The organism is Nocardia sp. NPDC052566, from assembly GCF_044547285.1.
Classification (GTDB): domain Bacteria; phylum Actinomycetota; class Actinomycetes; order Mycobacteriales; family Mycobacteriaceae; genus Nocardia.
Genome location: NZ_JBIUAF010000005.1, coordinates 192,123 through 206,054 on the forward strand (window position 1 = coordinate 192,123; position 13,932 = coordinate 206,054).

A 13,932-nucleotide genomic window follows, 5' to 3' on the forward strand; every position below is an offset into this window, starting at 1 on the left:
CCAACTCGTCGAATGCCCAGGGGGACACGCCGTGCCACGGCCACCGCACCCGTATCGGTCGCTCGAATGCGATGCGGCTGTTCGGTTTCCGTGAGAACCAGAAGCCCGAACACCAGCCGTAGCACGGTCCAGCGAGCCTGCGCCCACCACGGCGGCAACAGCAAACGGCCAGTGATCGGTGACAGCAATCGCCTGCAATGCTGACTGAAAGTCACGCTCGATGGTTGCGGCAGCCAAATCCCCGTTGTCGCAACCAGACTCGATCGCCTGGCCCCGCAGTTCCAACGACCCGAGCGAGACCGTTCACGACCGCGACCTGTCCGGCTTCGAGATGTCTCGACACACGCTCATCGTGACTGTCTTCGTGAGACCGGATCGCGCAGCTTCTCGTTGGTGCGTTGGGCCTGCTTGTGTCCGGCGCGTTGCCACCAGGTGCTGGCTTCGGAAAGTTCTCGAAGGTGGGGCGTTCGATGACTTACTCCGCCGCCGTAGGTTGCCACGTCGGCTGTGGCCTCGCTATTCGAGGAAGTAGGCGTCGACCTTCTCATCGGAATCCAGGATCTCGTTCGAAGCCACGCCGAGTTCCATCGCTAGCTCAACTGATCCGACGAGCGCGACCTGCACGTCGGGCGAGAAGGCTCGTTCGAGCAGTCCGAGATAGTCCGACATGCTCTGGTCCAGCTTGTCCAATATCGCCTGGTACTCGGTGGCGAGTTGCTTGTCGAGTGTGCGCTGCTCGTCGAGGTAACGCTTGATCAGCGCCGCCTCTTGTTTCGTCAACGACGACGCGACGGCCTTGTACATCACAGTGCCGACCGTGGTGCCGATGACGGCGCCGAGAATGGGGATGGGGATGGTCGCTTGGCCAACGAAAGCGGACAGCGCGCGTACTGCGGCCTCCAAGGTGATGAGCTCGGAGGTTTCGATGAACTCGAGTTCGTCGATTTCGTTGCGGCGGAACTTGTTCGCTTGCTCGGCGATGCCGAAGGATGTCGTGACGATCGAGTTGGCGACGGCTGCGGAGGTCGCGGTGAGATTCGTGAGCGCGTAGATGCTCAGCCCTCGGACGCCGCCCTTGCCGAAACCTGAGCCGGTCTCGCCTGCGATGTCGATCCAGTCACGCGCGCTGAACTCATTGAGCCGCTTGCCTTCCCGGCGCTTGGCGACCACGGCCAGTATGAACGTGGTCCCGCCCGCGGTCGCGGCGGCCGTGAGTGCGGCCGTGCCTCCTTCTCGCAGCGTCGGTCGACTGCGCCGGTGGGCGTCGTCGCGCAGGGACCGGTCCGTGGCGCGGAGCGAGTCCTTTTCCGCTGCCAAGGTCGAGGTGTAGACACCGCGCTGTACCTCGTTGTACTCGAGCGTCGAGGGCTCGAGCGATTCGAACCCGACCGATCCGCCTTGGAAGAACACCTGGACCCGCTGCCAGTCTTTGAGGGAAGGTCCGTCGCCGCTGCGTGACAGCAGCTTGCTCGCTTCCTCGGGCGACAAGGCATGTAGCCGCTGGATCACCTCGAAGTGATCACGGGGGATCTGGTACTTCCCACCGTTGCGCACGTACTCGGGATACTTCTGGAGGTGCTCGGCGATCGCGCCCAACGAGAAGCGACCACCCGCTGCAACGAACTTCTGCTGGATCTCGACACTTCCGCGCATCAGATCGACGGGTCCGTTGTCGTTGACCCACTGGTAGACGGCCTCGTGGCCGAGGATCTGATTTCGTGCGTTGCCTACCCCGACCTCGGCGATCTCGGCGATGAAGCCGTGCATACCGTGCTGTCCGCCGCGGTTGGCGGCGACCACCTCGAGGTCGATCTTCCTGACGGCTTCATCGACACTGGCGAGCGCATCCCGAAGGTGCTCGTCCCGCTGGCTGAGCGCGTTCAGAAGGTTGTCTACGCGGAGCTGGTTGAGGTAGCTCACCCAGGAAGCGAGGGCCTGCTCCTGGGTGTTCGTGACGAACTCGGCGGCGTCACTCACTATCGGCATCCTGTTCGATGCGCATGCTCAGCATGGTCGCGCACGTCTTCGTGTTGTTCACCAACGCAGCGAGTGTCGACCGCTCGGCAGGGGCGAGCGTGTGAAAATCGGCGCGGAAGTGCACCAGCGCTTCGCCGTAACTCTTTACCAGCCCTTCGCGGAGCAAGGTCGTCCGCTGAAGGAGATCGTCGATCTGAGCATCCATGCCTTTGACGAAAGCGGCGTTGCGCTTTATCGCAGTCAGCGCTTCGTGCTTCGCCTCTCGATTCTCGAACTTCTTCTTCGCGAACAGAGCGATCGACGCGAGTAGGGTTGCGCCCGCGATGGTCCAGCCGATCGGGCCGGCCAGCGCGAGCAGTGTGGTGCCTGCCGCAGTGCCGCCGCCACCGGCGGCCAGCGCGCCGCCACCGAGCCACGCCAGTGCCGCCTGGCTGGCTGCCGCCCCGGAAAGGGTCGAGATCGCGGTGCCGGTCGAAGCCGTCCCGAAGGTCGTGGCGACCCACATCGCCGCCGACGGCGCCAGGCCCGCTACCGCGGTGCCCGCCGCGAACCCCGCGCCAGCACCGGCAGCCGACAACCGCGCCGCTTCCAGCTCTTTCTGAGCGAAATCCTCCGCACGCAGGAACCGTTTCCGATGTACCTCGATCTCGTCGAAGTCGGTGTCGAATGATTTCGGGGTGTTGGCGATGCTGTTCACCAACTGCTCGACCAGCTCGATCAGGTCCGTCGAACGTTCGCGCTGACGCAACAGAGACAGGCCCCTGTCGGCCATCGCCGTGAAGACGCCGTTGTACTCCGCTACGGCCACTTCGTAGGGGTCCGGCGCTTTCGCAGTCAGCTTCTCGAGCCTGACTCTGGCAACGTCCTTGACGTTGCCGACCTGCCCGGCGAACTGAGATGAAGCGGTCCGCGCCGCCTTGCCGATACTGTCGACGGTCCTGCCGATGCCGTCCTTGGCGTCGCCTACGTCGAGCTGTTCTACCATCGCACCCCTCCAAGACCGTTGCGGCTCAACAACGTAACGGAGAATATCGACCACATGCGACCGATTGGACGGGATGCACAATCTGATCCACTCAGGGGGCGGCCCCCGAGTCGACTCACCGAATGTCTATGCCGCTCCGCTCCACGACTTGTCCTCGTCGGGCCAGCCCCGGAGGCATGCCCTTACGAACGATGAATGTGCCGGCGCTCGCGCTGAGGTCGCGCACTTCATCAGGGCTGATCACCGGAGGATTGGTAGCAGTCACGTCCATGGCGAGACCGCGCATTCCGGTGTGCTGCTCGTCTTTTCGGCCGCGAGCGATTGCCACAGTGGATCCGCCTCGGGTGGAACGGGATACGGCGTCGGAGGGAAGCTATTTGTTTCCGGTACGGCATAGGGCGTGGTCGACGAGGGTCATGGCGGTGTTTTCCTGGGCGATCTGGTGGTCGTCGGTATCTTGTAGGAGGGTGGACATGGACACCACGACGCTGCGAGTGCCGTCGTCGGTGACGCCGTCTCTGGTTTTGTAGCCGGGGATGTCGCCGCCGTGCATCCAATACCGTCCACCGCAGGATAATTCGATCGAGAACAGGCCCAGGCCGTAGCGGGCGCCGGGGAAGACCGACTTGACCTCGGCGTCGGTGTCGACGGTCTTCTTCATTTCGGCGAGTTGTTCGGGCTTCAAGAGTTTGCCGCCGAGCAATGCCCGGAAGAAGGTGTTGAGGTCGGCTGTGGTGGTGATCAGCGCGCCCGCGGCGGCGGCGAACAGGCCGATCCGGTTGTTGGTGGTGTCGACCAATCCGCCTGTGGGCCATTGCGTGTATCCGGTGGCGTGCGGGGCGGGGATCGTGACCGTGTTGCCGGGGTAGCTGGTGTGTTCGAGGCCGAGAGGGGTGATGATCCGGTTGCGGACCTCCTCGTACCACGGTGTGCCGGTGACTTTGTCGATGATCATGCCCGCCAGTAGGTAGCCGGTGTTGCTGTAGCGCCAGCCGGTTCCGGGGGCGAAGGTCGGCGGGCTCTGGACAGCGGTGGCCACCACCTGTTCGGGCGGGGGCGGGGCATTGAGGGCATAGCGGTGGTAGTCCTCCGGGGAGGCCAGCTGGTACGGATTCGGGTACACCAGTCCGCTGGTGTGGTTGAGTAGTTGGCGCACCGTGATCTTCGTGCCGTCGTTGCCGTTACCGCGCACCACGCCCGGCAACCACTTCTCGACCGTGTCATCCAGGGTGAGCTTGCCCTCACCGACCAGTTGCAGCAGGACGGTAGCGGTGAATGTCTTGGTAGCGCTGGCGGTCCGGAAATACCCATCCCCCGGGACCGGACTCTGACTCGCGGTATCGCCGACACCACTGGTCACCACCGTGTTACCGCCGTCGGCGGCGACCAGTCTGGCCTGCACGCCCGTGATGCCGATATCGCGAATCGCGTCGGCATCGCGCTGGAGCGCGGTCTTGTCGGCAGCGGTCTCCGATGTCGTCGTCGCGCCCGGTGCGGCGCTGGCGGGCCGGTCGGGTTGGCAGGTGATCGTAACGAAAGCCGCGACGGCCAGTATCGGCCCGGCGGCACCAAACATCTTCGATCTCAACGGATTCCCTTCGGGTAATCGGGCGGGCTACAGCACCACCACGGTAAGAATCCGCGCCGTCGCACTCCATCCCGCCGGCATCCGGATCGCCACTACGGCCACCGCCCGGTGAGGGGTGGTGCCAGCACTACCAACCCGCCTGACTGGTGTTCGTAATGCTGACGGCGGATGACAAGTGGGCGATCGGGGAGGCGTTGGCGTTGCATGGGCATCTCTTCGACAGCGGGCAGCTCGATCGGCTCGGCGAGTTGTTCACTGCCGATGTCCACTACGACCTGAAAGATTTTGGCTGGACGTGTGTCGGCCGCGTATCCCCGGTTCAATGTGGACCGAGGTCGGCCTCTGGCGGCGATCGCATCGCGCTGTGCTGGATGAATGTCCGGTGCGCACTCAGCGGTCCGGCGTTGAACCGGCGGGGCGGATGCCTCGTATACGATGTATCCGGTTCGAGCGCTGGGGAATTCGGCGTGGATGCCGGTCGATCGCCGTGGGCCGACGGGTCTGGGTGGCGGGGAGCGGAGGCCACACAGTGGAACGCGACAGATCTGACGGCCACGCACCCGCGCAGGCTCGTATCCAGGCCGGGATAGAGCCCTATCATCGCCGGATGCTCGCCGTCTACGACTGGCTGGTTTTGGGGTTGGTATGTCGCTGGGTCTGGCGCTGCCCGCGGTCGACGATGTTGGCGCACTACAACGCTCAGGTCGGCGCCCGCCATCTCGACCTCGGTCCCGGCACCGGATGGTTCCTGGACAAGTGCCGGTTTCCCACGGCGACGCCGTCGATCACGCTGCTGGACTTGAGTGATGCCGTGCTGGCAACGGCGGCCAAGCGCATCGAACGCTATCGGCCGGTCGTCCGGATCGGCGACGTCTTCGAACCGCTGGATCTCGGTGCGGCCCAGTTCGATTCGGTCGGCATGAACTTGTTGCTGCACTGCCTGCCCGGTTCGATCCGGGAGAAGGCCGCCGTCTTCGACAATGTGACGCCCCATCTCCGCGCGGGCGCCAGGATATTCGGCAGCACGATCCTCGGCATCGATGATCGGCACAACGCGGTGTCGGCCGCATTGCAGGGGCGCCTCAATCGCCGAAACTCCTTCGGCAACAGCGCCGACCGTATCGAAGATATCGCCGGCGAACTGGAGGCGCGTTTCGCGGAGGTGCGGATCGCCCGGTCGGGCGTCGTCTGCCTGTTCTCCGCGCGACACCCTCGCGGTGCGGCTCCGGCACACTGAGCGGCCGCGGGTACAGAGGGGCTCCGAGTGAACGTCACAGTTCTCGGCGAGTTTTCGGTGCAGGTCGACGATATCGACATCACGCCACGACAGTCGAAGGTCCGAAGCATGTTGGCGCTGCTCACGATCGAGCACGGGCGGACGGTGCCGATCGAATGGATCGTCGACGAGCTCTGGCACCGCCCGGTCTCGGCGAAACCGGACAAGACGGTCCACACCTATATCTATGCGCTGCGAAAAGTACTGGCCGAGTACGGCGAAGATCTGCTCGTGACACGCCACGGCGGCTATTCGCTGCTGCTCACCGACGCCTACGTGGATTCCGATGAGTTCGAACGTCTCGCCGACAGCGGCGCGAATCTGCTCCGCGCAGGCGTCACCGAAGGCTGTCCGGAGAAGTTGTCCGAAGCCAGCGACTGTCTCGGCCAGGCGATGTCGTGCTGGCGTGGTGCGCCGCTGCGCAACGTCATACTCGGCAAGCGGCTGCACACCCGAGTGGCATGGCTGGAGGAACGCCATCGGCAGGTGATCGAGATGCGGCTGCGTGCCGAGCTGCGGCTCGGGCGGTTCGAGCAGGTGATCGCCGAGCTGGCGGTGCACATCGAGCAGAATCCGTTCCATGAGGGATTCCACGGCATGCTCATGGCCGCGCTGGCCCGGTCGGGCAGGCGATCGGATGCGCTGAACGTCTATCGCGAGCTACGCGCCCGGCTGGCCGGCGAGATGGGCATCGAGCCGGGTCAGCCGATTCAGCGACTGCATCTGGAGATACTCGACGGCGGCATGGGGCCGGTCTCGGTGCCCGGCGATCCGCGGGAGTCCGTCAAGCTGGCCCAATTGCCGCCCATGGTGCCCGATTTCGTAGGGCATCAGCACACCATCGACGCGGCAGTCGATTTCCTGACGAGCAAGTCCCGTACCGCACCGGCGACGGTCTGTGTGCACGGCATGCCCGGTGTGGGCAAGAGCGCGGCGGCAGTGACCATCGCCCATCTGGTCGCGGAGTCGTTTCCGGACGGTCAGCTCCATATCGACCTCGACGATGCGGATCGCTCCGGCCTCGCCGCGTTCGGTGACCTGCTCCGCGCGCTCGGCATCGGTGATCGCGAGCTGCCGTCGACCCTGGCGGGTGCGGTCTCGCTGTTCCGCTCGATCACGCGGGGACGCCGGATCCTCGTCGTCCTCGACAACCTGCATCGAACCAACGATATCGTGGCGCACCTGCCGCTGGGGTCCGCGACGATCATCACCGCCCGCCGGCCGCCGACCGGACTGTTCGGCGTCGAGAAGTGCCGGTTGAATCCGCTTTCCACGCCGGAGGCACTGCACCTGCTCGCGACCATCGTGGGATCGGATCGCATCAAGCGCGAGGAGAGCGCGGCCGAGCAGCTGATCGAAACCGTCGGCGCGCTCCCGCTGGCGATCCGATTCATCGGTGATCGCCTGACGAGCTCGCCGTGGTATCCGCTGGAGCGCCTCCGCAGACGGATAGCCAATCCCGTTGATGCCGTGCGACTGTCGGACCTCGCCAACCTGGGATTCGATCTGTTCTACCGCATCGACGCCGTCTATCGCGACCTGGATACGGTCGAGCGCAGCGTCTTTCGCAGCATCGCCGCGCTCGGCGATAGTCCGTTCGGAGTCGAGGACGTGATGCGGCTGGCACCGACGCCGCCGCCGCAAACCGAGTTCGGGTTGTTGAGCCTGATCGATTCGGGCATGGTGACCGTGCGAGGTCCGTGCACCGTCCTGCCCAAACCAATGGTCTTGCATCCCATGGTCGCTCGCTATCTGACCGAGCTGGACACCGACTGAGCCGCACCGCTGCCCAGGATCGACCGCAGCACGGCCACCAGCGTGTCATCGGCCCCGGTCCGCGCCGACCTGCTGCGCCATGCGATGAAGCCGTCGGGCCGCACCAGCACGGCTCCCGATTCGGTGACCCCGTACGCCGCTGCCCATCGCCCTTCGGCATCGATCAGATCCTCCTCGCCGTCGGCGGCCGAGGTGATCCGGTGGACAACAACGCCGGAGCCGGTGTGCGCCACCGCATCCCAGCATGTGCCGGCGGCGCCGGTGAGCAGGACGAAGTGCGTGCCGAACAGGTCCAAGGTGGACAGCTCCCGGCCGCCGCGCGCCAAGACGACATGCGCGCCCCGAGTGCCGGGCCGGCCGGTCGGCGCGCGCGGATCCTCCGTTTGCTCACCGCTGTCGGGCGTTTCGGGGATGAGCGCACCCGTGCGGTACCGGTAGCCGAGGCAGATGCTCGCCTTGCTCGGCCGGTTCGCGGGTTGATGGGATCCGCCCTCCGCGGCACCGGCGAGCAGCAGGCCCGCGCGGACGACGGCATCCTCGATGAGCAACTGCGCGACCGGTTTTCGTTCCTGCTCGTAACTGTCGAGCAGTTGCGGCCCCGCCGTGCCCGCCAGCACCGCCGCCAGCTTCCACGCCAGATTCTGGGCGTCCTCGACGCAGGAATTGCCGCCGTAGCCGCCGGTGGGTGGCAGGGTCTTGGCCGCATCGCCGACCAGGAAAACGCGCCCGCGTCCGAAGGAGTCGGCGAGCAGTGCCCGCATCTGCCAGATGTCCACGCCGAGGACGTCGACGTCGAGATCGGGGACACCCACCGCGCGCCGAATCAGGTCGGCGCATCGCGGCGCCGACAACTCCTCGTCGACCTCCGGATCGTGTGGAACGCTGAGCGTCCACCGATTCAGGTTGCGGTCGAGCAGGACGTTCACCCCGCTACCCGATGCGGCGGCATCGAGATCGTTCACCATGCACAGCACAAAACTTCTGCCGCGCAGCGCGGCAGTAAGATTCGCGCGGAAGAGAATGCCTGCCTGGTGCGCCAGCAAACCCGGTCCGGCATAACCGATCCCGAGCGCCGCACGGATGGGGCTGCCGGAACCGTCGCACGCGATCAGATAGTCGGCGACGACGGTGGTCCGGCGTCCGGTCACACCATCGCGCAATTCGACCCGGACCTGCCCCGGATCCTGATCGAAACCCATCGACTCCGTACCGAATCGGATCTCGGCGCCCAGTTCGACGGCACGGTCGCGCAGGATCGGTTCGAGTTGATCCTGATCGCACCACACCTGCTTCTCCGGTGTGAGCCCACCGAACTCCGCGGGCCCGCCCATCCGGTGCCGATCGAGTTCGCGCCCGGCGAGCGTGTCGACCCGCAGGATCGTACTTTCCCTGTCCTCGTCGAGCAGTCGAATCCGGTCGTGGATTCCCAAGTCGCGCAACAACTCCATCGTGCGTGGCCCGATATCGTTCATGCGTGGATGCCGCGAGAGGTGGTCGCGCCGTTCGACGAGCAGGCAGCCGACCCCGTGTTTGGCCAGGAACGCGGCCAGCGTCAGACCGCTCACCGCGCCACCGACGATCAGTACCGGCACCCGCTCGACGGCATTCATCGGACACCCGGCGTATCAGGTTGGCTCGCAAGTGATTCGATGTATTCGCGCATCGCCTCCTGATTGGCGGCGGTGTGTTCGGCCATCCGTTCCCGCCACTGCGCCTCCTCGCCGCGGTGCTCTTCGATCAATTCGAAGCACATATCCCAGGTCATCTGGCTGCGGTAGCCGGGAAGCGGCTGATAGACCCAGGTGAGGTGGTTGAATGTGAACGGCGCCAACGGCTCGTATCGCTCCGCGTAGGCGATCAGCGGGGGATACAGCATCCGCCACGACACCCAGGAAGCGTTGTCGGCGTTGGTCAGCCGGAACCAGATCTTGCGGCCTTCGCGGCGCAGGATCTCCGCCTTCAGGTACTCCGGAATCATTTCCGGCCACTGATCGATGCGGTTGGACACCTCGTAGACGAGGTCGACCGGTGCGTCGACGATGACCGAGCGAGTGATGACTTGCATGGTTGTTTCTCCCATCATGGTCGGAGGACGGCGATCGCGCGGGTCCACGCGGCGGTGGCCCCCGCGATGAGCACGGGAAGCGCGATGACGAAGAAGCCGGTGGCGGGGAGCTTGTCCAGGTTCGCCAACCGCTCGATTTGGTAGTAGGGACGGTGACGTCCGAGGACGTGCGCGGGCCAGAGCGCTCCCCGGTCCCCGTCGGTCAGATAGCGCTCGATCATCGGCTCGAAAGGACCGTCGAAACTGGCGCCGTCGGTGCCGATCACCGTGATGCCCGCGTCGAGCAGATATTCGATGACATCCGGTGCGATCGCCTTGTCGCCGCCGGTGCGGATCAGCACGATCGACCCTGGCTCGGTATCGCCGGGCAGTTCGACGTCGGCCCGGGTGACCACCGCGCCGTCGAGTGCCGCCATGTCGAACAGCACGCCGGGGCCGAGGAAGGAACGCAGTGGCGCGTCGTTGATATCGCGCCGCACGCCGTCGGCGGCCGGACCGTAATGGCCCGGCGCATCGATATGCGACCCGGCGTGCACCGACGCGTGCACCATTTCATGGCGGAGGAAGGCGCCGTCGGGAAAGTCCACCGCCCGCAACCTGCCCACCGCGTGTGCCGCGATCCTGGGTAGTACGTTCGCGCAGAAGAAGGCGGCGCCCGGTTCGGGCTCCAGTGCTTCGATGCGGGTGGTGAACGGTCCCTCGGCATGGTTGCCGAGATCGCTGGACAGATCGACCACTTCGGCTTCGGCGAGAATCCGGGCGAAGTCCCTCATTTCTGTTCTCCCGCAACCAATGTCAGCACCTCGCGCGGGGTGGTGGTGACCGCGATGGCGTCGTCGGCGAGTTTGATTCCGTAGGTTCGCTCGATATCCGAGGTCACCTCGAGCAGTGCGATGGAGTCGTAGCCGAGCGTGTCGAAGTCGGTGTCGGCGATGGTGTCGTCGAGGACGACCTGTTCGTCGACCCCCGCGCAGCGGCGCAGTATCGCGATGAGTTCGTTGAGCACCATGGCGGTTGCTCCTGTTCTAGACGTGAGAGGGGCGGCGCACCACCATCGCGGAGTTGAATCCGCCATGGCCGCGAGCCAGAATCAGCGCCGCGTCGAGCGGTACCCGCCGCGCGGCGCCGACCACCAGGTCGATGTCGTGTCCCGCGGCGGGCGTCACGTGGTGGGTGGGCGGAATAACGTTGTCCCGCAGCGACAACAGCGCCGTGGCGAGGTCGAGCGCCGCGCCACCCGCGCCGAGGCGGCCGATCAGCGTCTTGGGCGCCGTCACCGGGACGCCCTCGGCGCCGAAGACTTCGCCGATCGCGCGCGCTTCGGCGGTGTCGAGACCCACCGTCGCCGCGGCGTCGGCGAAGACAACATCGATATCCGAAGGGGTCGAATCCGAGCTCGCGAGCGCGGATTCGATCGCGCGCCGCAGACCGTCCGCGTGCTCGGTGCGCGGATCGAATGTCGCGCCGTATCCGGCGATCTCGCCGTAGCGGCGGGTGGCGCCGCGTCGCGCCGCATGGTCGGCGTCCTCGAGTACGAGCAGCGCGCCGCCCTCGCCGGGCACGTATCCGTTCGCCCGCGCGTCGAACGGTAAGTAGGCGCGGGCGGGATCGTCGGAATCACTGAGCCGCCCACGGGCGAGGTGACCGGCCCAACCCCACGGGCAGACAATGCCGTCCACGCCACCGCAGACGACGACCGGTGTGCCGCGGCCGACGAGGCGGCGGCCCTGCGCGATCGCCTCCAGTCCGCCCGCGTCCTCGGCGACCAGCACGCCGCCGGGGCCGCGTAGGCCGCGCCGGATCGAAATCTGCCCGGTGTTGACCGCGTAGAACCACGCGAAGGATTGGTACGCACTGACATACGAACTGCCTTTGCTCCAGAGGTTCTGCAGTTCGCGCTGGCCGAACTCGAAGCCGCCCGCCGAACTGGCGGTCACCACACCGACACCGAGGCCGTCGTCATCGTGGGTATCGATACCGGCGTCGTCGAACGCCCAGTCGGCCGCACCGAGGGCGAGCCGGGTCATATGGTCGGTCTGCGGCAGCAGCCGACTCGAAAGATGGTCCTCGGCAACGAAATCGATCACCTCCCCGGCCAGCCGGGCCGGATACCGCGCCGGATCGAAACGACTGATTCGCCGAATCCCGTTGGCGCCCGCCAGGATCGCGGACAGATACCGTTCGGCGCCGATTCCATTGGGCGCGACCACACCGAGTCCGGTGACCACCACGCGCGCACCCACGAGCTAGGGCCTGTCCGGTTGGGACAGCACCATGGCGGACTGGAAGCCACCGAAGCCGCTGCCGATGGTCAGCACGGTGTCGGTCGGCCACTCGCGCGCGGTCACCGGCACATAGTCGAGATCGCAATCCGGGTCCGGCTCATGCAGATTCGCGGTCGGCGGGATCACGTTGTCGCCGATCGCGAGCACACATGCCGCGACCTCGATCGACCCGATGGCGCCGAGCGAGTGACCGACCATCGACTTGATCGAGCTCATCGGAATCCGATGCGCACGCGCGCCGAAAGCGCGCTTGACCGCATTGGTTTCGTGCAGGTCGTTCTGCTTGGTTCCGGAGCCGTGCGCGTTGATGTAGTCGATATCGTGCGCATCGACCCGCGCCTGGTCCAGTGCCGCGCGGATCGCCTCCGCCATTTCCCGCCCGTCCGGGCGCAGACCGGTCATATGAAACGCATTGCAGCGCGTCCCGTAACCGGCGATCTCGGCCATGATGTCGGCGCCGCGCGCCCTGGCGGCGTCATAGTCCTCCAGGACGAAGACGGCGGCCCCCTCGCCGAGCACGAATCCGTTGCGGGTGCGGTCGAACGGCCGGGAGGCGTGTTCGGGATCGTCGTTGCGCGGTGTCGTCGCTTTGATGGCATCGAAACATGCCGCGGTGATCGGCGAAATCGGCGCGTCCGTCGCGCCTGCGATCATGACGTCGGCCGTGCCCTCCCTGATGAGTTCGGCGGCGTGCCCGACCGCGTCGATACCGGAGGTGCATCCGGTCGAGACCACCGTGACCGGTCCCATGGCGCCCACCCGGCAGGCGACCTCCGCCGCGATCGAACTGGGAACGAAGTAGTCGTAGAGATGACCGACCGCCATCCGGTGGTCGACCAGCCAGTCCCGGCCCTCCGTGCTGACGACCCGGTACTCCCGCTCCAAGCCCATCGTCGCGCCGACCGCCGTGCCGATCGTGACGCCGGTGCGGTACCCGTCGAACGCCGGTCCGTATGCGACGGCTTCGCGGACCGCCGCCAGCACCAACTGGGTCGCGCGATCGAGCCGGGACGCATCGCTCGCCGAGAGACCGTGTTCGGCAGGGAAGAAATCGATCTCGGCGGCAACCTGGGAGCGGAAGGGCGCCGGATCGAACAGTGAGATCCGCCTGGTCGCGGTGCGTCCGTCGCCCAGCAGCTTCCAGAACTCGTCGACCCCGACGCCGCCCGGCGCCATGACTCCCATGCCGGTGATCACCACACGTCGTCGCACCGCGGTCTCCTACCGAGCCACCAGGCCGCCGTCGATCACCAGGCCGTGACCGGTCACATAGGACGACTCCGGCGACAGCAGCCACAGCACCGCCTTCGCGATCTCCTCCGGCGTGGCCATCCGGCCCATCGGCACGATCGCCGTATACCGCGCCTCCACCTCGGGAACGCCGCCGGTGAAGCGCTCGAGGAACGGAGTGCGCACGACGCCGGGGCAGACGGCGTTGACCCGGACCCCGTGTTCGGCGTACTCCAGCGCCGCGGTCTTGGTCAACCCGATCACCGCGTGCTTGCTGGCGACATAGGAGCCGTTCTTGTCGAAGGCCACCATGGCGGCGACCGAGGCGCCGTTGACGATCGCGCCGCCACCGGCGCGCAGCATCGCGGGTATCTCGTATTTCATACTCAGCCAGACACCCTTGAGGTTGACGGCGAGCGCGTGGTCCCACGCCTGCTCGTCGGCCTCGTGGATCTCGCGTTCGGCCATCCCCTCCACGCCCGCGTTGTTGAACGCGCAGTCGAGCCGTCCGAACTGCTCTACCGCGCGTTCGACCATGGCCTGCGCGTCCGCGGTGCGGGAAACATCGGCGCGCACCGTAATCGACTCACCGCCGGCATCTTTCACCGCGCGCTCGACGTCGGCGCAGTCCTGCAGGTCGGCGAGGACCACCCGTGCGCCGGCCGCGGCGATCGCGACGGCGGCCGCGGCGCCTATTCCGGATGCGGCGCCGGTGATCAGCGCCACCCGATCGTCCAGTCGGATCCCCAT

At 66.3% G+C, this 13,932-nt stretch carries 13 protein-coding genes; 3 read left to right on the forward strand and 10 right to left on the reverse strand.

Features of this window, described 5'->3' with window-relative positions; translation table 11 throughout:
- Positions 1-516 precede the first annotated feature (516 nt).
- The 3 genes from ACIG5A_RS25815 to ACIG5A_RS25825 all read right to left on the reverse strand — a co-directional run bounded on the left by ACIG5A_RS25815 (position 517) and on the right by ACIG5A_RS25825 (position 4,538).
- The gene (locus tag ACIG5A_RS25815; RefSeq protein WP_397244344.1) at positions 517-1,977 is read right to left on the reverse strand and encodes a hypothetical protein; all 1,461 of its coding nucleotides are present in this window, start codon (positions 1,975-1,977) and stop codon (positions 517-519) included.
- Positions 1,970-2,962: a hypothetical protein gene (locus ACIG5A_RS25820; RefSeq protein ID WP_397244346.1), complete on the reverse strand. Its 993-nt coding sequence runs from the start codon at positions 2,960-2,962 to the stop codon at positions 1,970-1,972. Before ACIG5A_RS25820 ends, ACIG5A_RS25815 begins: the two co-directional genes overlap by 8 nt.
- 373 nt (positions 2,963-3,335) lie before the next feature.
- Complete coding sequence (locus tag ACIG5A_RS25825; protein ID WP_397244348.1) at positions 3,336-4,538, reverse strand: serine hydrolase domain-containing protein; 1,203 nt, start codon at positions 4,536-4,538, stop codon at positions 3,336-3,338.
- A gap of 167 nt (positions 4,539-4,705) precedes the next feature.
- On the opposite strand from ACIG5A_RS25825, the gene ACIG5A_RS25830 reads away from it, so the two are divergent.
- Genes ACIG5A_RS25830 through ACIG5A_RS25840 form a run of 3 tightly spaced genes read left to right on the forward strand, consistent with a single transcriptional unit; the run spans position 4,706 to position 7,602 of the window.
- Positions 4,706-5,140 (forward strand): nuclear transport factor 2 family protein, encoded by a 435-nt coding sequence (locus ACIG5A_RS25830; RefSeq protein WP_397244350.1) that lies wholly within the window; start codon positions 4,706-4,708, stop codon positions 5,138-5,140.
- 17 nt (positions 5,141-5,157) lie between these two features.
- Complete coding sequence (locus ACIG5A_RS25835) at positions 5,158-5,787, forward strand: class I SAM-dependent methyltransferase (protein ID WP_397244352.1); 630 nt, start codon at positions 5,158-5,160, stop codon at positions 5,785-5,787.
- Between the two features lie 27 nt (positions 5,788-5,814).
- Entirely contained in the window at positions 5,815-7,602 is a 1,788-nt protein-coding gene (locus tag ACIG5A_RS25840; RefSeq protein ID WP_397244354.1) for a BTAD domain-containing putative transcriptional regulator, read from the forward strand.
- Here ACIG5A_RS25840 and ACIG5A_RS25845 read toward each other — a convergent pair.
- The 7 genes from ACIG5A_RS25845 to ACIG5A_RS25875 are packed head-to-tail and all read right to left on the reverse strand — an operon-like array spanning position 7,575 to position 13,932.
- Positions 7,575-9,212, reverse strand: a complete 1,638-nt coding sequence (locus tag ACIG5A_RS25845) for an FAD-dependent monooxygenase (protein ID WP_397244356.1) — start codon at positions 9,210-9,212, stop codon at positions 7,575-7,577. The two genes, ACIG5A_RS25840 and ACIG5A_RS25845, sit on opposite strands and share 28 nt — an antisense overlap.
- Complete coding sequence (locus tag ACIG5A_RS25850) at positions 9,209-9,667, reverse strand: SRPBCC family protein (protein ID WP_397244358.1); 459 nt, start codon at positions 9,665-9,667, stop codon at positions 9,209-9,211. The genes ACIG5A_RS25845 and ACIG5A_RS25850 overlap by 4 nt, the downstream gene beginning before the upstream one ends.
- A 14-nt stretch (positions 9,668-9,681) precedes the next feature.
- Entirely contained in the window at positions 9,682-10,440 is a 759-nt protein-coding gene (locus ACIG5A_RS25855; RefSeq protein ID WP_397244360.1) for a cyclase family protein, read from the reverse strand.
- Positions 10,437-10,676 (reverse strand): acyl carrier protein, encoded by a 240-nt coding sequence (locus ACIG5A_RS25860; protein ID WP_397244362.1) that lies wholly within the window; start codon positions 10,674-10,676, stop codon positions 10,437-10,439. Before ACIG5A_RS25860 ends, ACIG5A_RS25855 begins: the two co-directional genes overlap by 4 nt.
- A 16-nt stretch (positions 10,677-10,692) precedes the next feature.
- On the reverse strand, positions 10,693-11,898 hold the full coding sequence (locus ACIG5A_RS25865) for a ketosynthase chain-length factor (protein WP_397244364.1): 1,206 nt from the start codon (positions 11,896-11,898) through the stop codon (positions 10,693-10,695).
- 15 nt (positions 11,899-11,913) lie between these two features.
- Positions 11,914-13,164 (reverse strand): beta-ketoacyl-[acyl-carrier-protein] synthase family protein, encoded by a 1,251-nt coding sequence (locus ACIG5A_RS25870; protein ID WP_397244366.1) that lies wholly within the window; start codon positions 13,162-13,164, stop codon positions 11,914-11,916.
- Between the two features lie 9 nt (positions 13,165-13,173).
- Entirely contained in the window at positions 13,174-13,932 is a 759-nt protein-coding gene (locus ACIG5A_RS25875; RefSeq protein WP_397244368.1) for a glucose 1-dehydrogenase, read from the reverse strand.